This window comes from Pseudomonas edaphica (assembly GCF_965277385.1).
Classification (GTDB): Bacteria; Pseudomonadota; Gammaproteobacteria; order Pseudomonadales; family Pseudomonadaceae; genus Aquipseudomonas; species Aquipseudomonas edaphica.
On record NZ_OZ255725.1, the window covers coordinates 5,628,369 to 5,650,267 of the forward strand.

Consider the following 21,899-nt stretch of genomic DNA (forward strand, 5'->3'; position numbering starts at 1 on the left):
TGGGCCTATTCGTTGTAGATATCCTGATCGCCGAAGTACTTCTTCTGGATCTGCGCGTAGGTGCCATCGGCCTGCACGGCGGCGATGCCCTTATTGATCAGCGCACGCAGTTCGGCGTCGTTCTTGCGCAAGCCCATGGCGATATCCAGCGGCAAGGTCGGGTCCTTGAAGGCCGGGCCGGTCTTGTAGTCGGCGCCTTCAGGCTTGGACAGGAAGTTGAGCTGGGCTTCGAGCTTGTCGGTCAGGGTGGCGTCGAGGCGGCCGTTTTGCAGGTCGGCGTAGTTCTGCTCCTGGGACTGGTACGCCTTGATCTGCGCGCCGAGCCTGGCCAGGTGCGCACGTGCATAGGCTTCCTGCAGTGAACCTTGCAGCACGCCCACCTGCTTGCCTTTGAGCGACTCCGGCGTGTCGCCGAACTCGGCGTTTTTACGGGTGATCACCGAGGTGGGGCTGAGGAACAGGCGGTCGCTGAAGTCGATGACTTTTTCGCGAGCCGGTGTGACCGCCATGGACGACATGATCGCGTCGAACTTGCGCGCGCGCAGGGCCGGGATCATGCCGTCGAATTCGTTGTGCACCCAGGTGCATTTGACTTCGAGCTTGGCGCAGATGGCGTTGCCCAACTCGATATCAAAACCTTGCAGGCTGCCGTCGGCGGCGACGGACTCAAAGGGCGGGTATTCGGGGAACACGCCGAAGCGGATTTCTTTCCAGTCCTGGGCGTGGGCGGCGCTCGCGCACAGTGGCAACAGCAACGCGGCGAAGAGTGATCGCAATGGAGTCATGTGACAGTCCCTATATTTTGTAATTGATGTAAGGGCGGTGAATAGCTGGGAGCAGAGAATGCTTCATGGTGGTGCGTTTTTTGTGTCGTTTACCCCGTGCATAAAGCGCAAATTGCGCTGTTAAAAAGCGCAATGCAGCGGAATCGGCTGCGGCACGCGCAAAATCGGCTTTTGACTGATGTAAATCCGGCCTGCCTTGGGCGCAAAGCGGCAGGCCAGAGCGGTTTCAGGCGCGCTTTTTGTGCTGTACGCATGGCTGTTGGGCCAGGCGTGCAAACAGGTCTTTCGGGTCGGCGAGGTCCGGCACCAGCTCAAGTGTGCTGCCCACATCCAGCGCCTTGGCCACGTCCAGCACGTAACGCAGGGCCGAGTAGTCTTCGATGGCAAAACCCACCGAGTCGAACAGCGTGACTTGGCGCGCGTTCTCGCGGCCGGGCTGCTGGCCATTGATCACTTGCCACAGCTCGGTCACCGGCGAATCTTCGGGCATGTGCTGGATTTCACCTTCGATACGGCTTTGCGGTTCGTACTCGACGATCACCCGGGCGCGCTCGACGATGCGGCGGTCCAGCTCGGTTTTGCCGGGGCAGTCGCCACCCACGGCATTCAGATGCATGCCGGGCTCGATCATGTCGTCGGTGAGGATGGTGGCATAAGCCTTGTCCGCCGTGACGGTGGTGACGATGTCCGCGCCTTTGACCGCTTCGGCCACGCTGGCGGCCAGGATCACCTTGATCGCCGGGAACGCCTTGAGGTTGGCCGCCAGCTTGGCAGTGGCCTTGGCGTCGATATCGAACAGGCGGATTTCGGTGATACCGAGCATGGCGTGGAAGGCCAGGGCCTGGAACTCGCTTTGCGAGCCGTTGCCGATCAACGCCATGCTGCGGCTGTTGTCGCGCGCCAGGTAGCGGGCTACCAGGGCAGAGGTGGCCGCGGTGCGGATCGCGGTGGTCAGGGTCATTTCGGCCAGCAGCACCGGCTTGCCGGTGTCGACATCGCCCAGGGCGCCAAAGGCCATCACTGTGAGCATGCCGGCCAGGGTGTTCTTCGGGTGGCCGTTCACGTACTTGAAGGCGTACAGCGAGGCGTCGGACACCGGCATCAGCTCGATCACGCCGTCCGGCGAATGGTTGGCCAGGCGCGCGCACTTTTCGAAGTCCTGCCAGCGCAGGTAGTCGGCGCGGATGTATTCGGCCATTTCGCTGATGCAGGTTTGCAGGCCTTTTTGTGAAACCAGGTAGCTGAGGTCGTTGACGTCGATATAACGGGTCATGGCAAGACTCCTTATTGAAATGAGGCGCGGGCGGGCAGGTGCACTTCCGCCAGCATGCAGCGGGCACTGCCGCCGCCGATGCGTTCGATGTTGTCGATGTTCACCACCACCGGGCGGGTGTGGCGTTCTACATGCGTGCGCTGGGCCGGGTGCAGGGCGCTCCAGGCGCTGGCCGACATCACCAGCAGCGGCTGGCCGTCACGGTCGTGGACTTCAAGCATGTTGCCGGCGAAGGCTTCGAGCTGGTCGAAGTCGAGGGCAAGGATGTCTTTGCCGGTGTCGCGCAGCGAGCGTTCCAGGGCCTGGCGTTCGCTGGCATCGGGCAGGGCTTGCAGGCACACCACCGAGAGGTCGCGGCCGACACTCATCATCACGTTGCTGTGGTAGATCGGCGCGTGGTGGCGGTCGACGGCGTGGAAGACGCAGAGTTGGTAGTCGAGGCGTTCGGCGAACTGGCGCAAGGCGTCTTGGTGGGTACGCCCGGAGTGGCAGGCATAGCTGATACGGTGCTGGCGGTCGAGCACCATGCTGCCGGTGCCTTCGAGGAAGATGTTCTGTTGTTCGAGGTGGCTGAGGTCGATGGTGCTATGGATCGCAAAACGCTGCTCCAGCACTTGCAGCACACCTTTGTTGCGCTCCAGTCGTCGGTTCTGGCCTTCCATCGGGTACAGCACCAGGCTGCCATCGGCGTGGCTGCTCCACCAGTTGTTGGGGAAGATCGAGTCGGGCGTGTGGGGCGCCGGGGTGTCTTGCACTACCAGCACCTCTACGCCATGTTGGCGCAGGGTATCGACATAGCCGTCGAACTCCTGCAGCGCTTTTTGCTGCGCGCTCAGCGGGTCAAGTGGCTGGCGTTGGAAGCGGTTGTTGATCGCGGTGTCCGGGTTGAAGGCAAAGCGCGCCGGGCGAATCATCAAGACGGTGTTGGTGGTTTGCATGGGGGCACGAATCCATGGGGTGAGCAGTGGGGCTATTTTGTGCGCTGTGGCGGGTGAATCCCGGCTGATATAGCGGGGCGGCTCAGCCGGGAAAGCTGAAAAGTGGGGTAGGGCAGCCGAATCGGCTGGCGAGTTGAAATGCAATCAAACTGTGGGAGCTGGCTTGCCTGCGATGGCGGTCTGTCCGTGCCAGATGCGCTGACTGACAGACCGCTATCGCAGGCAAGCCAGCTCCCACATTAGTATGGTGGCGGTCGCGAAACCCGAGCCAGGAAGGAGAATGCATGTCTACCGCTGTTCGTCTTGCCCAACCCACCGATGCCGAGGGCATCAGCCAGGTCATCCTGGCAGCCTTGCACAGCAGCAATGCGCGGGACTACCCGGCAGATGTGATTGCTCGGGTTGCCAGCAACTTCACACCCGACGCCGTGCTGGCCTTGCTCCAGCGCCGGGTGGTGCTGGTGGCGACCCAGGATCAGATGATCGTCGCCACCGCCGCCCTTGATGGCAATGTGGTGCGCTCGGTATTCGTCAACCCGGCGTTGCAAGGGCAGGGCATTGGCCGGCTGCTGATGATCGAGATTGAGCTGCGGGCCGTTGAAGCCGGGGTGACGGTCCTGAGCGTGCCGTCATCGCTGACGGCCGAGCCGTTTTATACCAAGCTGGGCTTTCACACGGTACGCGACGTTTACCATAGCAATGAGCGCACGCTCGTGATGGAAAAGGCCTTGTTATCGCGCCATCCCATCGGGCCATATCGCGATCGTCCGCACCGATCCCAGGTGGTAGCGTTGTGGCAGCAGGCGTTTGGCTATGACACCGCGCACAACCTGCCGAGCCTGGCAATCGACAAAAAGCTGGCGGTAAACGATGGGTTGTTCTTTGTGGCGACGGATAAAAAGGCCGTGATCGGCACTATTCTGGCCGGCTATGACGGGCATCGCGGCTGGTTGTATTCGGTGGCGGTGCACCGCGATTATCGTCGGCAGGGCCTGGGGGCTTCGCTGGTGCGCTATGCCGAGCAGGCGTTGACTGCGTTGGGTTGCATGAAAATCAACCTGCAGATTACGGGCGGCAATGACGCGGTGGTGGGGTTCTACGAGGCGTTGGGGTATGGGGTGGAGCCGAGGATCAGCATGGGCAAGAAGATTGCGGTGAATATTCCCAAGGACTTGTGAGCACACCGAAATCAAATGTGGGAGCTGGCAAGCCCACTCCCACATTGGGTTTTGCGTTTTTTGGGGTTAGACCTTGACGATCCAACCCTCTGGCGCTTCAACGTCGCCGGTCTGCACGCCGGTCAGTTCTTTGTAGAGCGCCTGGGTGATCGGGCCCACTTCGGTTTCGCTGTGGAACACGTGCAGCTTGCCGTCGTACTGGATGCCGCCGATTGGCGAGATCACGGCAGCGGTGCCGCAGGCGCCGGCTTCCTTGAACTGGTCCAGTTTGTCGATGAACACGTCGCCCTCGACCACTTTCAGGCCCAGGCGGGTCTCGGCCAGTTCGATCAGCGACAGGCGGGTGATGCCTGGCAGCACCGAAGGCGACTTCGGCGTGATGAACTGGTTGTCGCGGGTGATACCAAAGAAGTTGGCCGAACCGACTTCCTCGATTTTCGAGTGGGTCATCGGGTCCAGGTAGATCGCGTCGGCGAAACCGGATTTCCTTGCTTCAGCGCCCGGCATCAGGCTGGCGGCGTAGTTGCCACCGACCTTGGCAGCGCCGGTGCCTTGTGGCGCGGCGCGGTCGAACGTGGAGATCTGGAAGTTGTGGGGCACCAGGCCGCCCTTGAAGTAGGCGCCGACCGGGATGGCGAATACCGAGAAGATAAATTCCGGTGCGCTACGTACGCCGATGTTTTCACCGGTGCCGATCACGAACGGGCGCAGGTACAGCGCGCCGCCACTGCCGTACGGCGGGATGAACCGCTCGTTGGCCTTGACCACTTGTTTGCAGGCTTCGATGAAGTCTTCGGTGGTCACATGCGGCATCAGCAAGCGTGCGCAGCTGCGTTGCATACGGGCGGCGTTCTGATCCGGACGGAACAGGTTGATCGAGCCGTCCTTGCAGCGGTAGGCCTTGAGGCCTTCAAAGCACTGCTGGCCATAGTGCAGGGCGGTCGAGCCCTCGCTGATGTGCAGCACGTTGTCGTCGGTCAGGGTGCCCGCTTGCCACTCGCCGTTTTTCCAGGTTTGGAGAAACCGTTTGTCGGTCTTGATGTAGTCAAAACCCAGCTTGTCCCAATTGATGCTTTCGTTACCCATGACACCCTCTATCTCTGGTCAACCGCCTGGTCGAAGGCAGGCTTGTCGGTTTTTTACTGGATGGGCGCAACAATACTTCATTCTTGGCCGGTGTGGGAGCAGGTGGGCGGACCATTGAGCGTGTGTATTGGCTGATACACCGCTATCGCAGGCAAGCCAGCTCCCACATTTGGAATACATTGCCCTGTGGGAGCTGGCTTGCCTGCGATGGCCTCACCCCGGTTTTACAGGTGCAGCGCGTGGCCCAATGCTCTTAAAGCCGCTTCCTGAACCGCTTCGCCGAGGGTCGGATGCGCATGGATCGTGCCCGCCACATCTTCCAGGCGCGAACCCATCTCCAGGCACAGGCCAAAGGCCGTAGACAGCTCGGACACACCAACCCCCACCGCCTGCCAGCCGACAATCAGGTGGTTGTCACGCCGCGCGACCACGCGCACAAAGCCGATTTTAGACTCCAGGGTCATCGCCCGGCCATTGGCCGCAAACGGGAAGCTCGACACGATGCAGTCCAGGCCGGCCGCCTTGGCTTCGTCCGGGGTCTTGCCGACCACCACCAGTTCCGGGTCGGTGAAGCACACCGCCGGGATGGCGGCCGGGTTGAATTCGCGGTGTTTGCCGCTGATCAGTTCGGCGACCATCTCGCCCTGGGCCATGGCCCGGTGCGCCAGCATCGGCTCACCGCTCAGGTCGCCGATGGCGTACACATTGCGCATGCTGGTCTGGCAACGGTTGTCGATCTTGATCGCCGCGCCGTTCATCGCCAGGTTCAGCGCTTCGAGGTTCCAGCCCTGGGTGTTGGGTTTGCGGCCCACGGCCACCAGCACCTGATCGGTTTGCAGCGACAGCGTGTCGCCGTTCGGGTCACGTACCTGCAGGCTGTTGTTTTCGAAACCGGTGACGCTGTGGCTGAGGTACAGCTTGACCCCCAACTGCTTGAGCGATTCGGCCACCGGCAGCGTCAGTTCGCCATCGTAGGCCGGCAGGATACGCTCCTGTGCCTCGACCACACTGACCTCGGCGCCGAGCTTGCGATAGGCAATGCCCAGCTCCAGGCCGATATAGCCGCCGCCCACCACAATCAGGCGCTTGGGCACGCGGGTCGGCGCCAGTGCTTCGGTTGACGAGATGATCGGCCCGCCAATCGGCAGCATCGGCAGGTTGACGCTTTTCGAGCCGGTGGCCAGCAGCAGGTGCTCGCACTGAATGCGCTGGTCGCCGACGTCGACGGTCTTGCCGTCCACCACCTTGGCCCAGCCGTGGATCACCTGCACTTTATGCTTCTTGAGCAAGGCGGCCACGCCGGTGTTCAGGCGATCAACAATGCCGTCTTTCCATTCCACGCTCTTGCGGATGTCCAGGGTAGGCACATCCACTTCAATACCCAACTGCGAACCCTGGCTGTGGTGCACGGTTTGCTGGAACTGCTCGGCCACGTGGATCAAGGCTTTGGAGGGAATGCAGCCGATGTTCAGGCACGTGCCGCCGAGCGCCTGGCCCTCGACCAGAATGGTCGGGATGCCCAGCTGGCCGGCGCGGATCGCCGCCACATAACCGCCGGGGCCGCCGCCGATAATCAGCAGCGTGGTGTTCAATGTCTGAGGCATGCCTTACTCCAAAAACAGGCTGGCGGGTTGTTCGAGCAGGCCACGAATGGCCTGGATGAATTGCGCCGCGTCCATGCCGTCGACCACACGGTGATCGAAGGAGCTGGAGAGGTTCATCATCTTGCGCACCACGATCTGGCCTTTGACCACCATGGGCCGTTCGACGATGCGGTTGACGCCGACAATGGCGACTTCCGGCAGGTTCAGCACCGGCGTGCTGACAATGCCGCCCAACGCGCCGAGGCTGGTCAGGGTGATGGTCGAGCCCGACAGTTCATCGCGACTGGCCTTGCCATTGCGCGCGGCGCTGGCCAAACGCGCAATTTCCTCGGCATTGCCCCACAGGCTGCGGGCTTCGGCGTGACGTACCACCGGCACCATCAGGCCCACGTCGCTTTGGGTGGCGACGCCCACGTGCACCGCGCCCAGGCGGGTGATGACTTGGGCTTCGTCGTCGTAGCGTGCGTTGATCTGCGGGAAGTCGCGCAACGCCACGACCATGGCGCGCACGATAAACGGCAGCAAGGTCAGCTTGCCGCGGGTGGCGCCGTGCTTCTCATTAAGGTGCACGCGCAGCTCGTCCAGCGCCGTGACGTCGATTTCTTCCACGTAGCTGAAATGCGCGGCGCGGCGGGTGGCGTCCTGCATGCGCTGGGCGATCTTGCGGCGCATGCCGATCACCGGGATCTGTTCTTCGCTATTGCGTTCGGCGTAAGGGTTGGCGGTTGCCGAAGCCTGGGTTGCACCTTGTTGCAGGTAAGCGTCCAGATCTTCGTGCAGCACCCGACCCGCCGGGCCGCTGCCCTGCACCAGACGCAGCTGAATGCCGGCATCCAGCGCGTGTTTGCGCACGGCAGGCGAAGCCAACGGGCGTTCGTTTGCGTCACGCGCAACCGGTGCCGCAGCGGGTTTGGCGGTTGGCTTTGCTTCGGCCACAGGCGCAGGCTTGGCTTCAACCACTGGCGCTGGCGCAGCTTTCACCGGCTCAGCCACCACCGGCGCATCCTTGGCATTCCCGGCGCCTTCGACTTCAATGCTGATCAAAATACTGCCCACCGCCATCACTTCGCCGGGCTCGCCGCCCAGAGAAATCACTTTGCCGTGCACCGGCGAGGGAATGTCCACCATCGCCTTGTCGGTCATCACATCCGCCAGCACCTGGTCTTCAACCACCAGGTCGCCGACTTTTACATGCCATACCGACAGTTCAACTTCTGCAATGCCTTCGCCAATGTCCGGCATCTTGATAACGTGCGTGCCCATTCAGACCTCCATGACCCGTTTCAACGCCGCGCCCACGCGGGACGGCCCTGGGAAATACGCCCACTCTTGCGCGTGCGGGTAGGGCGTGTCCCAACCGGTGACGCGTTCGATCGGCGCTTCCAGGTGATGGAAGCAATGCTCTTGCACCAGCGACACCAGTTCGGCACCAAAGCCGCAGGTGCGGGTGGCTTCATGCACCACCACGCAACGGCCGGTCTTTTTCACCGAGTTGACGATGGTTTCCAGGTCCAGCGGCCACAGGCTGCGCAGGTCGATGACCTCGGCGTCGATGCCGGTTTCTTCGGCGGCGACTTGCGACACGTATACGGTGGTGCCGTAGGTCAGCACCGTCACCGCCGAGCCCGGACGCACGATGGCGGCCACGTCCAGCGGCACGGTGTAGTAACCGTCCGGCACTTGCGCTTGCGGGTGTTTGGACCAGGGTGTGACCGGGCGATCGTGATGGCCATCGAACGGGCCGTTGTACAGGCGCTTAGGCTCGAGGAAGATCACCGGGTCGTCGTTTTCGATCGAGGCGATCAACAGGCCCTTGGCGTCATACGGGTTGGACGGCATCACCGTGCGCAGGCCGCAGACCTGGGTGAACACCGCTTCAATACTCTGGCTATGGGTCTGGCCGCCGTAGATGCCGCCGCCGCACGGCATGCGCATGGTCAAGGGTGCGGTGAACTGGCCGGCCGAGCGATAACGCAGGCGGGCGGCTTCGGAGATGATCTGGTCGGTGGCCGGGTACACGTAGTCAGCGAATTGAATCTCGGCGACCGGGCGCAGACCATACGCGCCCATGCCCACGGCAACGCCGACGATGCCGCTTTCGGAGATCGGCGCGTCAAACACCCGCGAGCTGCCGTACTTGTTCTGCAAACCTTCGGTGCAACGGAACACGCCGCCGAAGTAGCCGACGTCCTGGCCGAACACCACCACGTTATCGTCACGCTCAAGCATCACATCCATAGCCGAGCGCAGGGCCTGGATCATGGTCATGGTGGTGGTGGTCATGGCGGTTTCCAATTCGATGCTGTTGTTGTGATCGTTCATGTCAGACCCCCAACTCTTGACGCTGGCGCTTCAAGTGCTCCGGCATCTCTTTATAAACGTCTTCGAACATGGTCGCGGCGCTTGGAATCTGGCCGCCGGCCAGGGTGCCGTACTGTTCGGCTTCTTTCTGCGCCTTGACCACTTCGGCCTCAAGCTCGGCACTGACTGCCGTGTGCTCTTCTTCGGACCACTGGCCAATCTTGATCAGGTGCTGCTTGAGGCGCGCGATAGGGTCGCCGAGCGGGAAGTGGCTCCAGTCATCGGCTGGGCGGTATTTGGACGGATCGTCCGAGGTGGAGTGCGGGCCGGCGCGGTAGGTGACCCACTCGATGAGGGTTGGCCCAAGGTTGCGGCGCGCCCGCTCGGCGGCCCAGGCAGACGCTGCATACACGGCGATAAAGTCGTTGCCGTCCACACGCAGGGAGGCGATGCCGCAACCCACGCCGCGTCCGGCGAAGGTGGTGGCTTCACCGCCGGCGATAGCCTGGAAGGTGGAGATGGCCCACTGGTTGTTGACCACGTTGAGAATCACCGGCGCGCGGTACACGTGGGCGAAGGTGAGGGCGGTGTGGAAGTCCGATTCGGCAGTGGCACCGTCGCCGATCCAGGCCGAGGCAATCTTGGTGTCGCCCTTGATCGCCGAGGCCATGCCCCAGCCCACGCCTTGCACGAATTGGGTGGCGAGGTTGCCGGAAATGGTGAAGAACCCGGCATCCTTGACCGAGTACATGATCGGCAACTGACGGCCCTTGAGCGGGTCGCGCTCGTTGGACAGCAGTTGGCAGATCAGGTCCACCAGCGGCACTTCGCGGGCCATCAGGATGCTTTGCTGGCGATAGGTGGGGAAGCACATGTCGTCGATATTCAAGGCCAGGGCCTGGGCGCTGCCGATGGCTTCTTCGCCAAGGCTTTGCATGTAGAACGACATTTTTTTCTGACGCTGGGCGACCACCATGCGGTTGTCGAAGATGCGCGTCTTGAGCATGGCGCGCATGCCTTTACGCATGATCTCGGCGGATACCCCTTCAGCCCACGGGCCAAGAGCCTGGCCCTGGTCGTCAAGCACGCGGATCAGGCCCTTGGCCAGGTCAGCGGTGTCGGCGGGTTCTACGTCGATGGCGGGTTTGCGCACCGTACCTGCGTCAGTCAGGCGCAGGTAGGTAAAGTCGGTCTTGCAGCCTGGGCGGCCCGAGGGTTCGGGAACGTGCAGGCGCAGTGGTGCATACGGCTGGTTCATGGCTTTCTACGCTCGATCTTGTGAATTTCTTGTAGTGGGCGCGCTAGCTGACAGTCAGTCTCCGGATAGGAGAAATCTTGTCCTACAAACATCATAGGCGTGGCGTAGAAGAATATTTATCTGTGTTTCATTGCGCTCAAGACCATTTGCGGATAAAAAAACTGCATAAACATAATAAACAGGTGATTTTGTCTCATGCGCAAACTGGACCGTACCGATATCGGCATTCTCAATGCCCTGCAGGAGAACGCCCGCATTACCAACGCCGACCTGGCCCGTTCGGTCAACCTGTCGCCCACGCCATGCTTTAACCGGGTGAAGGCCATGGAGGAGTTGGGGCTTATCCGTGATCAGGTCACGTTGCTGGACGCCGATCTGCTGGGGCTGCACGTGAATGTGTTCATTCATGTGAGCCTGGAAAAGCAGAATGAACTGGCATTGCAGCAGTTCGAAGGCGCGATTTCTGACCGGCCGGAAGTGATGGAGTGTTACCTGATGGCGGGCGACCCGGATTATCTGATCCGGGTGCTGGTGCCGACGATCCAGTCGCTGGAGCGTTTCATGATGGACTTTCTGACCAAGGTGCCGGGCGTGGCCAATATTCGCTCGAGCTTTGCGCTCAAGCAGGTGCGCTACAAGACCGCGCTGCCGTTGCCGGCTAATGGCATCAGCCTGGGTTCCTGACACAACACAGGACAATTGTGGGAGCTGGCTTGCCTGCGATAGCGGTGGGCCAGTTGACACACGGGTTACTGATGCATCGCTATCGCAGGCAAGCCAGCTCCCACAAAGGAATCGGCGCTTTTTACAGTTGGTTAAGCGGAATCTTCAGATACGTCACCCCGTTTGCTTCCGCCGGCGGCATATTCCCCGCGCGCACATTTACCTGAATCGCCGGCAGCAATAGCGTCGGCATTCCCAACCCGGCATCACGCTGGGTGCGCATCTCTACAAACGCCGCCTCATCCACCCCGTCATGCACATGAATATTGCCCGCGCGCTGCTCGGCGACCGTGGTCAGGCACTTGGCCTCGCGGCTTTCAGGCGGGTAGTCATGGCACACGTACAGTTCAGTCTCCAATGGAAAGGCCAGCAGCTTGCGCATCGACGCATACAACTGTCGCGCGTCACCACCAGGGAAGTCGCAACGCGCGGTGCCTACATCCGGCATGAACAGCGTGTCGCCTACCAGAATCAAACGACCGTCGATCAGGTACGCCATGTCGGCCGGGGTGTGGCCAGGCACATGCAGCGCCTGGGCCTTCAAGTTGCCGATATGAAAGATTTCATCCGGCGCAAACAGGTGGTCGAACTGCGAGCCATCGACGCGGAATTCCGGCTCCAGGTTGAACAGGCGCTTGAAGACGTCCTGGACCTTACTGATGGATTGGCCGATGGCGATTTTGCCGCCGAGCGTGCGGCGCAGGTAAGGCGCAGCGGACAAGTGATCGGCATGCGCATGGGTTTCCAGCAGCCACTGCACCTGCAAGCCGTGCTCACGCACGAACGCGATGACTTTATCGGCCTGGGCGGTATCCGTGCGCCCGGACGCGGGGTCGTAATTGAGTACCGAATCGGCGATGGCGCACGGGCCGCCATCGTGTTCATAAATGACGTAGGTGAAGGTCGACGATGCCTCGTCCAGAAAGGCTTGAATCAACGCTGGCATGGCGGCGGTCCCCGGAAGCGAAAAAAGTGGTTACAATCAGTTTGCGTTTACACATAATGTTTTGAGCTTAAGTGACATAAAGGACCCGAGGCAAATGGAATCTACTCTGAGTGAGGGCGAAGTCGCCCAGTTGCGCGCATCGGCGTCCAAGGCGTGCTCCTTGCTCAAGGCACTGGCCAATGAGGACCGCCTGTTGATCCTGTGCCAGTTGACCCAGGGCGAGCGCAACGTCGGCGAGCTGGAAACCATGACCGGCGTGCGTCAGCCCACACTGTCACAACAGTTGGGCATTTTGCGTGACGAAGGGTTGGTCGCCACCCGTCGGGAAGGTAAATACATTTTCTACGGGCTGGCCAGCCACGAAGTGATTCAAGTGATGAAGACCTTGTCCGGCTTGTACTGCGGCGCGGTCATAAAAAGCTGGGCGTGACGCCATACGGCAGCGACCCTTGTGTGCATTGACGATAAAAGGCAAAAGACCATGACCGAGCAACACTGGGGACCGACCATCAGTGGCGACATCGTAGTCATCGGCGGCGGCTCGGCGGGCATCGGCCTGCTGGCCAGCCTGCTCAAACGCGACCCGCAGCTGAACATCACCCTGATCGAACCTAACGACTACCACTGCTATCAGCCGGCCTGGACGCTGGTCGGTGGCGGCGCCTACGACCTGAAAAAGACCCGACGGCCGTTGGCCGACGTACTGCCCAATGGCGTCGCCTGGGTGCAGGCCGCTGTCGCCGAGTTGCTGCCCGACGAGCAAACCCTGGTGCTCGACAACGGCCAGCGCGTGAGCTGGAACAACCTGATCGTGTGCCCCGGCCTGCGCCTGGCCTGGGAAAAAATCGACGGACTGGAACAGACCCTTGGCCAGAACGGTGTGACCTCAAACTACAGCTACGAGCACGCCGCCTACACTTGGCAGCTTGTGCAGCAGTTGCAAGGCGGCAAGGCGATCTTTACCCAGCCGGCCATGCCGATCAAATGTGCAGGCGCGCCGCAAAAAGCCATGTACCTGTCCTGCGATCACTGGCTCAAGCAGGGTAACCTGAAAAACATCGACGTCGAATTCAACCTGGCCGGCGCCGCGCTGTTTGGCGTGGCGACCTTTGTGCCGCCATTGATGAAGTACGTGGAGAAATACAACGCCCGCCTGGCGTTCAACGCTAACCTGGTCAAGGTCGATGGCCCGGCGCGCAAAGCCTGGTTTGAAGTCAAAGACGCCGAAGGCAAGGCCACCGTCGAAGAAAAATCCTTCGACCTGTTGCACGTGGTCCCGCCGCAAGTGGCCCCGGATTTTATCCGCCAGAGCCCGTTGGCAGACCCCGCCGGTTGGTGCGAAGTGAACCCGCACAGCCTGCAACACCTACGCTACCCGCACATCTTCGGCCTCGGCGATGTGTGCGGCACCACCAACGCCAAGACCGCAGCCGCCGTGCGCAAGCAGATCGTGGTGGTGGCCGAAAACCTGCTGGCCCTGCGCAAACAGGCACCGCTGCCGCTCAAGTACGACGGCTATGGTTCCTGCCCATTGACGGTGGAGAAGGGCAAGGTGGTGCTGGCCGAGTTCGGCTATGGCGGCAAGCTGTTGCCGACCTTCCCGCTGGACCCGACCCAGGCACGTCGCTCGATGTGGTTCCTCAAGGCCACGCTGCTGCCGTGGTTCTACTGGAACGGCATGCTCAAGGGCCGCGAGTGGCTGACCCGCCTGAGCAAGGTGGATTAAATGCTGCTGGCAAGTCTGTTGGGTTTATTGATGGGCCTGGTCATGGGCCTGACCGGCGCGGGCGGTGGCATCCTCGGGGTGCCGGCGTTGGTGCTGGGGCTGGGCTTGACCATGACCCAGGCGGCGCCGGTGTCGTTGCTCGCCGTGGGCGCAGCGGCGGCGGTCGGCGCCATTGACGGGTTGCGCCATGGCCTGGTGCGTTACCGCGCCGCGTTATTGATCGCCTTGCTCGGTGCGCTGTTTTCGCCACTGGGTGTGTTTATTGCGCACCAGTTGCCCGAACACCTGCTGATGGGCCTGTTCAGCGCCTTGATGGTGCTGGTGGCGTGGCGCATGTTGCAACGCGAAAAGGTCGAGGCCGGGCCAAGCGACCATGGCGCCGCGTCCTGGGGCCAGAAAAACTGCATGCTCAACCAGCAGACCGGGCGCCTGGCCTGGACTGCCAAATGCAGTGCCACTCTGGCCGCGTTGGGTGCGGTAACTGGCGCGGTATCGGGCTTGCTTGGCGTGGGCGGTGGTTTCCTGATCGTGCCGGCGTTCAAGCAACTGACCGATGTGCAGATGCGCGGGATTGTCGCCACCTCTTTGATGGTGATCAGCCTGATTTCGCTGATCGGCGTGGCTGGGTCGATGCAGGCCGGTGTGAGCATTGAGCCGATGGGCTGGGTGTTTATCGGTGCGAGTATTGTCGGCATGTTGGCTGGTCGGCGTTTGTGTTCGATAATGCCCGCGCGCACCTTGCAGGTGGGCTTTGCCAGTCTGTGTGTGGTGGTGGCTGCGGGGATGCTGGTCAAGGCTGCGCTCTGATCTGAATGTGCAATACATTCCAACTGTGGGAGCTGGCTTGCCTGCGATGGCGGTCTTTGGGTGGTGTACATATTCGTTGCTGCGGTAACGGCTGCTTAGGGTTCCGCCCTTACGGCGGGTCACTTTTGTAAAGACACAAAAGTAACCAAAAGGTCTTCGCCCCAACACTCGGTGCCTCGCTATGGCTCGGCATGCCCGCAATCCGCCAGTGATTTGGGGGGCCGCCGCGATGGGCCATCCTTGGCCCAGCGCGGCTAAACCGGCATCCCTGCCGGTTTACCCCCCAAATCCCTGTCGAATTCCGGCCATCGTGTTTGACGGGGCGATTTCAGATCAAGATCAAAAGCGCAGATCAAAAGACCGCTGACTTCGTCATCGAAAAGGATGTAAGGGCCGGAGCAACAGCAACAGCAACAGCAACAGCAACAGCAACAGCAACAGCAACAGCAGAGCCATACTCGGTCTAATGTGGGAGCTGGCTTGCCTGCGATGGCATCAACTCGGTGTACCTGACACACCGAGGTGTCTGTATCGCAGGCAAGCCAGCTCCCACAGTTTTGACCGTGCCCGCACGAGACATGGCAAGATGAACGCCTCTCAGGTTTACTGGTCCCTGAGTAACGGATTTACCGACCTTGCACGTCGGCTCATCAAGGTCATGCGATGGATAAATACACCCCCCACACCTGGCAACCCCACGAGCGGCCGAGCCTGCCCGGCTCGCCGTCGACGCCGTTGCACCCTACGCACAAGCGCTGGCTGTTCGCGTTGGTCGGGATCCTGGTGGCAATTACCGGCGGGCTCGGCAACGCCCTGGTGATCGCCAACCTGCAATATCTGCAAGGCGCACTGGGTGCCACCACCGCAGAAATGGCCTGGCTGCCGGCCGCCTATGTGATGACCAACGTGTGCATGAACCTGCTGCTGGTGAAGTTTCGTCAGCAGTTCGGCCTGCGCGCGTTTACCGAGGTGTTCCTGGTGCTGTATGCGCTGGTGACCTTCGGCCATTTGTTCGTCAACGACTTGAGTTCGGCGATTGCAGTGCGGGCGGCTCACGGCATGGTCGGTGCGGCGCTGAGTTCGTTGGGCTTGTACTACATGATCCAGGCGTTCCCCGCCAAGTGGCGGCTCAAAGCTCTGGTGCTGGGCTTGGGCACCGCGCAGTTGGCGCTGCCACTGGCGCGCTTGTTCTCTGAAGACTTGCTGCAAATTGCCGAATGGCGCGGGCTGTACCTGTTCGAGCTGGGCATGGCGCTGATCTGCCTGGGCTGCGTATTCATGCTCAAACTGCCGCCCGGCGACCGTTTCAAAACCTTTGAAAAACTCGACTTCCTCACCTTTGCCATTCTCGCCAGCGGCGTGGCGTTGCTCTGTGCGGTGCTGTCGTTGGGGCGTATCGACTGGTGGCTGGAAGCGCCCTGGATCGGCGTGGCCTCGGCCTGTTCGCTGGTGTTGATCATGGCCGGCCTGGCCATTGAGCATAACCGCGCCAACCCCATGTTGATGACGCGCTGGCTCGGCAGCGGGGCGATGATTCGCCTGGCGCTGGCGGTGGTGCTGATTCGCATGGTGCTGTCCGAGCAGTCCACCGGTGCGGTGGGCTTTATGCAGATGCTGAACATGAGCTACCAGCAGATGCACACCCTCTACGTGGTGATGCTGGCCGGGGCGATTGCCGGGCTGGTGGTCAGCGCGCTGACGATCAACCCGGCGCACCTGCTGATGCCGTTGATCATCTCCCTGGCGTTGATGGCCACCGGCTCCGTGATGGACAGTTTCTCCAGCAACCTGACCCGCCCGCAAAACCTGTATATCAGCCAGTTCCTGCTAGGCTTTGGCGGCACATTCTTCCTGGGGCCAACCATGGTGCTGGGCACAAAAAACGTATTGACCAACCCGCGCAACCTGGTGAGCTTCTCGGTGATGTTCGGCATCTGCCAGAACCTCGGCGGCCTGATTGGCGCGGCGTTGCTGGGCACGTTTCAGATCGTGCGCGAGAAATACCACTCCAGCATGATCGTCGAACACCTGACCCTGCTGGACCCACGCGTGGCGGCACGGGTGCAGAGCGGCGGCTCGGCCTATGGCGGCGTGATCGCCGACCCGGAACTGCGCAACCTCATGGGCATTCGCAGCCTGGCCACGGCGGCCACGCGTGAGGCGAATGTGATGGCCTACAACGACGTATTCATGCTGATCGCGATCATCGCGATCCTCACCATGCTCTGGATCTTCACCCGCAGCCTGTGGCTGATGAGTACCACCAAAGCAGCAGCCCCTCCCGTTCAACCCAGCGGCGTTACTTCATGACCGAAACCACCACCACGACCACGACCAACGCCATCGCCTCCATTCCGGAAGGCACGCCACCACCGGGCTCGACCGTCACGGAGCCGCGCTCGCTGCGAGTGCGCATCATCTCATCGCTGGGTTTTGCCGCGATTGCCATCGTCGGTGTGTTGATCGTGCTTTATGCCTGGCAATTGCCACCCTTCAGCAGTGCGGTGGAAACCACCGAGAACGCCCTGGTGCGCGGCCAAGTGACGATTATCGGCCCGCAACTGAGTGGCTACGTGTATGAAGTGCCGGTGCAGGACTTCCAGTACGTCAAGGCCGGCGACCTGCTGGTGCGCCTGGATGACCGCATCTACAAGCAGCGTCTTGATCAGGCGCTGGCACAGTTGGCGGTGCAGAAAGCCTCCTTGGCCAATGTGGTGCAGCAGCGCAACAGCGCCGAAGCCACCATCAAACTGCGCCAGGCCGCGCTGGTGGACAGCCAGGCCCAGGCGCGCAAAAGCACCGCCGACTTGCGCCGCAATGAAGAGTTGATCAGCGATGGTTCAGTGTCCAAGCGCGAGTTGGACGTGACCCGCGCCGCGAATGCGCAGACCGTCGCGGCGGTGGCCCAGGCCCAGGCCAACCTGGAAATCGCCCGCCAGGACCTGCAAACCGTGATCGTCAATCGTGGTTCCCTCGAAGCGGCGGTGGCCAGTGCCGATGCGGCCGTGGAGCTGGCGCGTATCGACCTGTCCAACACCCGCATCACTGCGCCGCGTGACGGCCAGCTGGGGCAGATCGGTGTGCGCCTGGGCGCCTACGTCAACTCCGGCGCGCAGTTGATGGCGCTGGTGCCGCCGCAGTTGTGGGTGATCGCCAATATGAAAGAAACCCAGATGGACAATGTGCAGGTCGGCCAGCCGGTGACGTTCACCGTGGACGCGCTCAACCACCGCAAGTTTCACGGCACGGTGCAGCATGTGTCCCCGGCGACCGGCTCGGAGTTCAGCCTGTTGCAGGCGGATAACGCCACCGGCAACTTTGTGAAGATCGCGCAGCGGGTGCCGGTGCGGATTACGGTGGACCCGGATCAGGCCGAGAGCGAGCGCCTGCGGCCGGGGTTGTCGGTGGTGGTGAGTATCGACACGGCGGGGCGCCTGAAAAACAGCCCGCCTTGACACCATGCGGATCAAAAATGTGGGAGCTGGCTTGCCTGCGATAGCGGTTTGTCAGGTCCAGGTGTGCAGGCTGACACACCGCCATCGCGGGCAAGCCCGGCTCCCACAGGGTTTTTTGGAGTTATAAAGGTTGGTATTTCAGGGTGAAATTGAGGTGAGTTGACTGGCCTTTTTCCAGCAGCTGCAGGCCGGGCCTGCCCGGCAGGTGATGCGCATTCACCGGATGACTCACCGGCTCGATGCAAAAGAACCCCAACCCCGGCGGGCAGAACAGCAGGAAGTAATCGGCGCCGCTCGCCTGGCACTCCAGTGCATAGCCCAGCTCCGGTTGTTCGATGCGGCAATGCCCATCCCACTGGCAAAACCCATTGTCCACCAGGCCTTGCGGCAGCCCTTTGAGCTGAGTGAAATCCCATTCGGCAGGCACCGGCGCCAACCCGGTCGGCAGCTTGGACGCATCACTCATCCACACCTGCGAAGCCTTGGCCTGCAACCGCGTGCCCGGCCTGCGCGGTAAATACGGATGCAACCCCAGGCCGTGCCACGCGGCGTCTTCGGCCAGATGCGTTACGCGCAACTCGATACTCAGTTCGCCGCCACGTAAGCGAAACCGCTGCTCGGCGCGATAGGCAAACGGCGTGTCGCACACCACCTCCAGCACCACTTCATCCGCCGTCTGGCTTACCACCTGCCACGCCTGTTGCCAGGCCGAACCGTGAATCGGCAGCGGGTCGAGCGGGCTGTTGGGCGTGAGTGCCAGCCAGCCGCCGGGGTTATCGAAACCGCCGTGGGCAACTCGATTGGACCACGGCGCCAGCGGGTAACACGCCAGCTTGCCCGGCAGCCCGGTGTTCAGCGCAGCTTCATCGCTATGGCGCAACAGCGGCTGCCCGGTGGCGCGCACCGTCCAGTTGACGAGGCTGCCACCCACGGCCGGGGCGAGGGTGAGATGGGTCAGGCTGTCTTCCAGTTCAATCATCAGAGCACCAGCCCGGGAAGCCACAGGGACAAGGCGGGAATGTAGGTGACCGCCATTAATACGAGGAACAGTACCGCATAAAACGGCAGCAGCGCCGCCACGGTTTTCTCGATACTGACCTTGCCCACCGCCGCACCCACAAACAGCACCGCACCCACGGGTGGAGTGATCAGGCCGATCCCGAGGTTCACCAGCATGATCATGCCGAAGTGCACCGGGTCCACGCCAATACCGAGGATCACCGGCAGCAGAATCGGGGTGAGGATCAAGATCAGCGGCGCCATGTCCATCACCGTGCCGAGCAACAGCAGCATCACGTTGATGCACATCAGGATCACGTAGCGGTTGTCCGACAGGGTCAGGAACAGCGTGGTGATTTTTGCCGGGATCTGCATCAGGGTCATGATGTAGCCGAAGCTGGCGGCGAAGGCGATCAGGATCATCACAATGGAAATGGTGCGCACCGTGCGGTGCATCAGCTTGGGCAGCTCACGCCATTTGTAGTCGCGATAGATGAACATGGTCACGAAAAATGCCCACAGCACCGCAATCGCGGCCGACTCGGTGGCAGTGAAAATGCCCGAGAGGATGCCACCCAGGATGATCACCATGGCCATCAAGCCCCAGAGCGCGTCGGCGCAGATCTTCAGCGCTTGTTTAAGCGGGATGACCTCGCCCTTGGGGTAGTTGCGCTTTTTCGCGAAGATCAGGCACAGCACCATCAGGCACGCGCTCATCAGCAGCCCAGGCACCACACCGGCCATGAACAACGAGGCAATCGAGACCGTGCCGCCGGCCGCCAGGGAGTAGAGCACCGAGTTATGGCTGGGCGGCGTCAGCAAGGCCTGCACCGAGCCGCTGACAGTGACGGCAGTGGAGAACTCACGCGGGTAGCCGCGGCGCTCCATTTCCGGGATCAACACCGAACCGACCGATGCGGTATCGGCCACCGACGAGCCGGAAATCGCGCCAAAAAACGTCGACGCCACGATGTTCACCAACGACAGGCCACCGCGCACAAACCCTACCAGCACCCCGGCAAATGCAACCAGTCGCCGCGACATGCCGCCTTCGGCCATGATCGCCCCGGCCAGTACAAAGAACGGAATCGCCATCAGCGAAAACTTGTTCACCCCGCCCGCAACCTGAATCATCAAGGCCTGGAACGGGATGTCGATCCACCACGCGCCGATCAGCGCCGACAGCCCGAGGGCGTAGGCCACCGGCATGCCGATCAGGATCAAGGCGATAAAACTGCCCAGCAGCATCAATGCGTCCATCAGGCAGCCCCTTCGTTTTCTTCAACCAGATCGAAGCGCACCACGCGGCGCTGGCTCTGGTCACCGAGCAAGAGTTTTTCCAGCACGAATACCAGCGTCAGCAGCCCGCCAATCGGGATCGGCATATAGGTGATGCCCACGCGCAGGGTGGGGATCGCACTCATGAACTGGTTCCAGGTGGACAGGCACAGCTTGCTGCCCCAGACGGTCATGAACAGGCAGATGGTGGCCATCAGCAGTTGCGTGATAACGCCGACGATTTGCCGTTGGCGCGCTGGCAGGCGGTCAGTAACTACGGCCACCGACATATGCGCGCCGGCACGGTAACTGGCGGCGGCGCCGATAAAGGTGAACACCAGCATCAGCAGGATGGCGGTGGGCTCCGGCCAGCTTGCGCCGGTGCCGAGGATGTAGCGGGCGAAGATGCCCCAGGGGATGATCAGCGCGACCCCGAGGACCGAGAGGCCGGCGACCCAGATGCAGGTCATGTAAATGCGGTCGTTGATGCGCAGCACTAAATTCTTCATGGCGTTCACCGTAACCGGGCGCGTCGATGCCGACCGCGCCGGGCCTGACTATAGGAAAGGGTGATTACTCGACCGCGTCGATGCGCTTGATGATGTCGGCGTAAGCCGCACCGTACTTGGCGCGAACCGCTGCGGTGGCGTCATAGAAGGGTTTTTTGTCGACGGTGATGAACTCGACGCCGGCCTTCTTGAGCTTTTCCTCGCTGCTGGCGGACTTGGCGTCCCACAGCGCGCGCTCATCGGCCTGGGCGGCCTTGGCGGCTTTTTTCACCAGGTCTTGCTGGTCGGGCGTGAGTTTGTTCCAGGTGATCTTCGACATCACGATGGGTTCGGGCAGGATCAGGTGCTCGGTGAGGGTGTAGAACTTGGCGTTCTGGAAGTGGTTGTGCTCCAGCATGGTCGGCGGGTTGTTTTCCGCGCCGTCGATGACGCCGGTCTGCAAGGCACTGAAGATTTCGCCGGTGTCCATGGCAATACCGTTGGCGCCCATCGCGTTGAAGGCTTCGATGAAGATCGGGTTGCCCTGTACACGAATTTTCATGCCCTTGAGGTCTTCGATCTTGCGCACCGGCTTCTTGGTGTAGAGGTTGCGCGTGCCACCGTCCATCCAGGCCAGGGCCACCAGGCCGAACTCGGAGTCGGTGATTTTGGCGAGGATTTCATCGCCGATCTCGCCGTCGATGATTTTGCGCATATGCGCCTGGTCGCGGAACACGAACGGCAAGTTGAACACGTTCACGTCCGGCACCACTGGCCCGACGATGCCGAGGCTGACGCGGGTCATCTGCACCGCACCGACCTGGGCCTGTTCGACCACTTCTTTTTCGGAACCCAGCACACCGCCCGGGAAGTATTTGAAGGTCAGTTCGCCGTTGCTGGCCTGAGTCAGGGCCTTGCCCATGTTCTGTTCAGCGACGACGGTGGGGTAGCCGGCGGGGTGGATGTCGGCGAATTTGATTTCCAGCGCGTGGGCGGCGGTGCTGAGGGTAAAGAATGCAGCGGCGAGCAAAGTGCGTTTGAAGTCCATGGGGTG

General features: G+C 61.7%; 20 protein-coding genes. 7 read left to right on the plus strand and 13 right to left on the minus strand.

Annotated elements, in window-relative coordinates; translation table 11 throughout:
• Window positions 1-5: 5 nt before the first annotated feature.
• The 3 genes from ACQY47_RS25675 to ctlX all read right to left on the minus strand — a co-directional run bounded on the left by ACQY47_RS25675 (window position 6) and on the right by ctlX (window position 2,996).
• Entirely contained in the window at window positions 6-785 is a 780-nt protein-coding gene (locus ACQY47_RS25675) for an ABC transporter substrate-binding protein (protein WP_169988128.1), read from the minus strand.
• Window positions 786-1,011: 226 nt separating this feature from the next.
• A complete protein-coding gene (locus ACQY47_RS25680) occupies window positions 1,012-2,058 on the minus strand; it encodes an ornithine cyclodeaminase (RefSeq protein WP_017136262.1) in 1,047 nt (348 codons plus the stop codon).
• A gap of 11 nt (window positions 2,059-2,069) precedes the next feature.
• A complete protein-coding gene (ctlX, locus tag ACQY47_RS25685) occupies window positions 2,070-2,996 on the minus strand; it encodes a citrulline utilization hydrolase CtlX (RefSeq protein ID WP_428552980.1) in 927 nt (308 codons plus the stop codon).
• Window positions 2,997-3,280: 284 nt separating this feature from the next.
• Between ctlX and ACQY47_RS25690 the strand changes: the two genes are divergently transcribed.
• The gene (locus ACQY47_RS25690; RefSeq protein ID WP_428552983.1) at window positions 3,281-4,174 is read left to right on the plus strand and encodes a GNAT family acetyltransferase; all 894 of its coding nucleotides are present in this window, start codon (window positions 3,281-3,283) and stop codon (window positions 4,172-4,174) included.
• Between the two features lie 66 nt (window positions 4,175-4,240).
• Here the strand turns inward: ACQY47_RS25690 and ACQY47_RS25695 are convergent, their stop codons facing one another.
• From ACQY47_RS25695 to ACQY47_RS25715, 5 genes are all read right to left on the minus strand, one after another.
• A complete protein-coding gene (locus ACQY47_RS25695) occupies window positions 4,241-5,260 on the minus strand; it encodes a branched-chain amino acid aminotransferase (protein WP_017136260.1) in 1,020 nt (339 codons plus the stop codon).
• A 224-nt stretch (window positions 5,261-5,484) separates the two neighbouring features.
• Entirely contained in the window at window positions 5,485-6,864 is a 1,380-nt protein-coding gene (gene lpdA, locus ACQY47_RS25700; protein ID WP_428552987.1) for a dihydrolipoyl dehydrogenase, read from the minus strand.
• Between the two features lie 3 nt (window positions 6,865-6,867).
• Window positions 6,868-8,127, minus strand: a complete 1,260-nt coding sequence (locus ACQY47_RS25705) for a dihydrolipoamide acetyltransferase family protein (RefSeq protein ID WP_428552990.1) — start codon at window positions 8,125-8,127, stop codon at window positions 6,868-6,870.
• Entirely contained in the window at window positions 8,128-9,186 is a 1,059-nt protein-coding gene (locus ACQY47_RS25710; protein WP_138450567.1) for an alpha-ketoacid dehydrogenase subunit beta, read from the minus strand.
• Between the two features lies 1 nt (window position 9,187).
• Complete coding sequence (locus tag ACQY47_RS25715) at window positions 9,188-10,423, minus strand: 3-methyl-2-oxobutanoate dehydrogenase (2-methylpropanoyl-transferring) subunit alpha (RefSeq protein WP_017136256.1); 1,236 nt, start codon at window positions 10,421-10,423, stop codon at window positions 9,188-9,190.
• 195 nt (window positions 10,424-10,618) lie between these two features.
• Here ACQY47_RS25715 and bkdR point away from each other — a divergent pair, with 195 nt between their 5' ends.
• Window positions 10,619-11,107, plus strand: coding sequence for a Bkd operon transcriptional regulator BkdR (gene bkdR, locus ACQY47_RS25720; protein ID WP_017136255.1), 489 nt, complete (start codon window positions 10,619-10,621; stop codon window positions 11,105-11,107).
• A gap of 121 nt (window positions 11,108-11,228) precedes the next feature.
• Here the strand turns inward: bkdR and ACQY47_RS25725 are convergent, their stop codons facing one another.
• On the minus strand, window positions 11,229-12,092 hold the full coding sequence (locus tag ACQY47_RS25725; protein ID WP_428552995.1) for an MBL fold metallo-hydrolase: 864 nt from the start codon (window positions 12,090-12,092) through the stop codon (window positions 11,229-11,231).
• A gap of 94 nt (window positions 12,093-12,186) precedes the next feature.
• On the opposite strand from ACQY47_RS25725, the gene ACQY47_RS25730 reads away from it, so the two are divergent.
• From ACQY47_RS25730 to ACQY47_RS25750, 5 genes are all read left to right on the plus strand, one after another.
• Entirely contained in the window at window positions 12,187-12,522 is a 336-nt protein-coding gene (locus ACQY47_RS25730; RefSeq protein ID WP_017136253.1) for an ArsR/SmtB family transcription factor, read from the plus strand.
• 51 nt (window positions 12,523-12,573) lie between these two features.
• Window positions 12,574-13,818, plus strand: a complete 1,245-nt coding sequence (locus tag ACQY47_RS25735; protein WP_170040872.1) for an NAD(P)/FAD-dependent oxidoreductase — start codon at window positions 12,574-12,576, stop codon at window positions 13,816-13,818.
• Entirely contained in the window at window positions 13,819-14,625 is an 807-nt protein-coding gene (locus tag ACQY47_RS25740; protein WP_428552999.1) for a sulfite exporter TauE/SafE family protein, read from the plus strand.
• Window positions 14,626-15,288: 663 nt separating this feature from the next.
• On the plus strand, window positions 15,289-16,935 hold the full coding sequence (locus ACQY47_RS25745) for an MFS transporter (protein WP_017136435.1): 1,647 nt from the start codon (window positions 15,289-15,291) through the stop codon (window positions 16,933-16,935).
• Window positions 16,932-18,080 carry an HlyD family secretion protein gene (locus ACQY47_RS25750; RefSeq protein ID WP_428553002.1) on the plus strand — a complete coding sequence of 383 codons (1,149 nt, stop codon included), beginning with the start codon at window positions 16,932-16,934 and terminating at the stop codon, window positions 18,078-18,080. The genes ACQY47_RS25745 and ACQY47_RS25750 overlap by 4 nt, the downstream gene beginning before the upstream one ends.
• Window positions 18,081-18,201: 121 nt before the next feature.
• Here ACQY47_RS25750 and ACQY47_RS25755 read toward each other — a convergent pair whose 3' ends face one another.
• The 4 genes from ACQY47_RS25755 to ACQY47_RS25770 all read right to left on the minus strand — a co-directional run bounded on the left by ACQY47_RS25755 (window position 18,202) and on the right by ACQY47_RS25770 (window position 21,893).
• The gene (locus ACQY47_RS25755; protein WP_428553005.1) at window positions 18,202-19,059 is read right to left on the minus strand and encodes an aldose 1-epimerase; all 858 of its coding nucleotides are present in this window, start codon (window positions 19,057-19,059) and stop codon (window positions 18,202-18,204) included.
• On the minus strand, window positions 19,059-20,339 hold the full coding sequence (locus ACQY47_RS25760; protein ID WP_428553008.1) for a TRAP transporter large permease: 1,281 nt from the start codon (window positions 20,337-20,339) through the stop codon (window positions 19,059-19,061). Before ACQY47_RS25760 ends, ACQY47_RS25755 begins: the two co-directional genes overlap by 1 nt.
• Window positions 20,339-20,866: a TRAP transporter small permease gene (locus ACQY47_RS25765; protein WP_017136439.1), complete on the minus strand. Its 528-nt coding sequence runs from the start codon at window positions 20,864-20,866 to the stop codon at window positions 20,339-20,341. The genes ACQY47_RS25760 and ACQY47_RS25765 overlap by 1 nt, the downstream gene beginning before the upstream one ends.
• Before the next feature lie 64 nt (window positions 20,867-20,930).
• Complete coding sequence (locus ACQY47_RS25770; RefSeq protein ID WP_099550003.1) at window positions 20,931-21,893, minus strand: TRAP transporter substrate-binding protein; 963 nt, start codon at window positions 21,891-21,893, stop codon at window positions 20,931-20,933.
• Between the last annotated feature and the right edge of the window lie 6 nt (window positions 21,894-21,899).

Bases quoted from the DNA above. Each gene is read 5' to 3' on its own strand.
- ACQY47_RS25675 (WP_169988128.1), bottom strand. From the start codon at position 785: ATGACTCCATTGCGATCACTCTTCGCCGCGTTGCTGTTGCCACTGTGC.
- ACQY47_RS25680 (WP_017136262.1), bottom strand. From the start codon at position 2,058: ATGACCCGTTATATCGACGTCAACGACCTCAGCTACCTGGTTTCACAA.
- ctlX (WP_428552980.1), bottom strand. From the start codon at position 2,996: ATGCAAACCACCAACACCGTCTTGATGATTCGCCCGGCGCGCTTTGCC.
- ACQY47_RS25690 (WP_428552983.1), top strand. From the start codon at position 3,281: ATGTCTACCGCTGTTCGTCTTGCCCAACCCACCGATGCCGAGGGCATC.
- ACQY47_RS25695 (WP_017136260.1), bottom strand. From the start codon at position 5,260: ATGGGTAACGAAAGCATCAATTGGGACAAGCTGGGTTTTGACTACATC.
- lpdA (WP_428552987.1), bottom strand. From the start codon at position 6,864: ATGCCTCAGACATTGAACACCACGCTGCTGATTATCGGCGGCGGCCCC.
- ACQY47_RS25705 (WP_428552990.1), bottom strand. From the start codon at position 8,127: ATGGGCACGCACGTTATCAAGATGCCGGACATTGGCGAAGGCATTGCA.
- ACQY47_RS25710 (WP_138450567.1), bottom strand. From the start codon at position 9,186: ATGAACGATCACAACAACAGCATCGAATTGGAAACCGCCATGACCACC.
- ACQY47_RS25715 (WP_017136256.1), bottom strand. From the start codon at position 10,423: ATGAACCAGCCGTATGCACCACTGCGCCTGCACGTTCCCGAACCCTCG.
- bkdR (WP_017136255.1), top strand. From the start codon at position 10,619: ATGCGCAAACTGGACCGTACCGATATCGGCATTCTCAATGCCCTGCAG.
- ACQY47_RS25725 (WP_428552995.1), bottom strand. From the start codon at position 12,092: ATGCCAGCGTTGATTCAAGCCTTTCTGGACGAGGCATCGTCGACCTTC.
- ACQY47_RS25730 (WP_017136253.1), top strand. From the start codon at position 12,187: ATGGAATCTACTCTGAGTGAGGGCGAAGTCGCCCAGTTGCGCGCATCG.
- ACQY47_RS25735 (WP_170040872.1), top strand. From the start codon at position 12,574: ATGACCGAGCAACACTGGGGACCGACCATCAGTGGCGACATCGTAGTC.
- ACQY47_RS25740 (WP_428552999.1), top strand. From the start codon at position 13,819: ATGCTGCTGGCAAGTCTGTTGGGTTTATTGATGGGCCTGGTCATGGGC.
- ACQY47_RS25745 (WP_017136435.1), top strand. From the start codon at position 15,289: ATGGATAAATACACCCCCCACACCTGGCAACCCCACGAGCGGCCGAGC.
- ACQY47_RS25750 (WP_428553002.1), top strand. From the start codon at position 16,932: ATGACCGAAACCACCACCACGACCACGACCAACGCCATCGCCTCCATT.
- ACQY47_RS25755 (WP_428553005.1), bottom strand. From the start codon at position 19,059: ATGATTGAACTGGAAGACAGCCTGACCCATCTCACCCTCGCCCCGGCC.
- ACQY47_RS25760 (WP_428553008.1), bottom strand. From the start codon at position 20,339: ATGGACGCATTGATGCTGCTGGGCAGTTTTATCGCCTTGATCCTGATC.
- ACQY47_RS25765 (WP_017136439.1), bottom strand. From the start codon at position 20,866: ATGAAGAATTTAGTGCTGCGCATCAACGACCGCATTTACATGACCTGC.
- ACQY47_RS25770 (WP_099550003.1), bottom strand. From the start codon at position 21,893: ATGGACTTCAAACGCACTTTGCTCGCCGCTGCATTCTTTACCCTCAGC.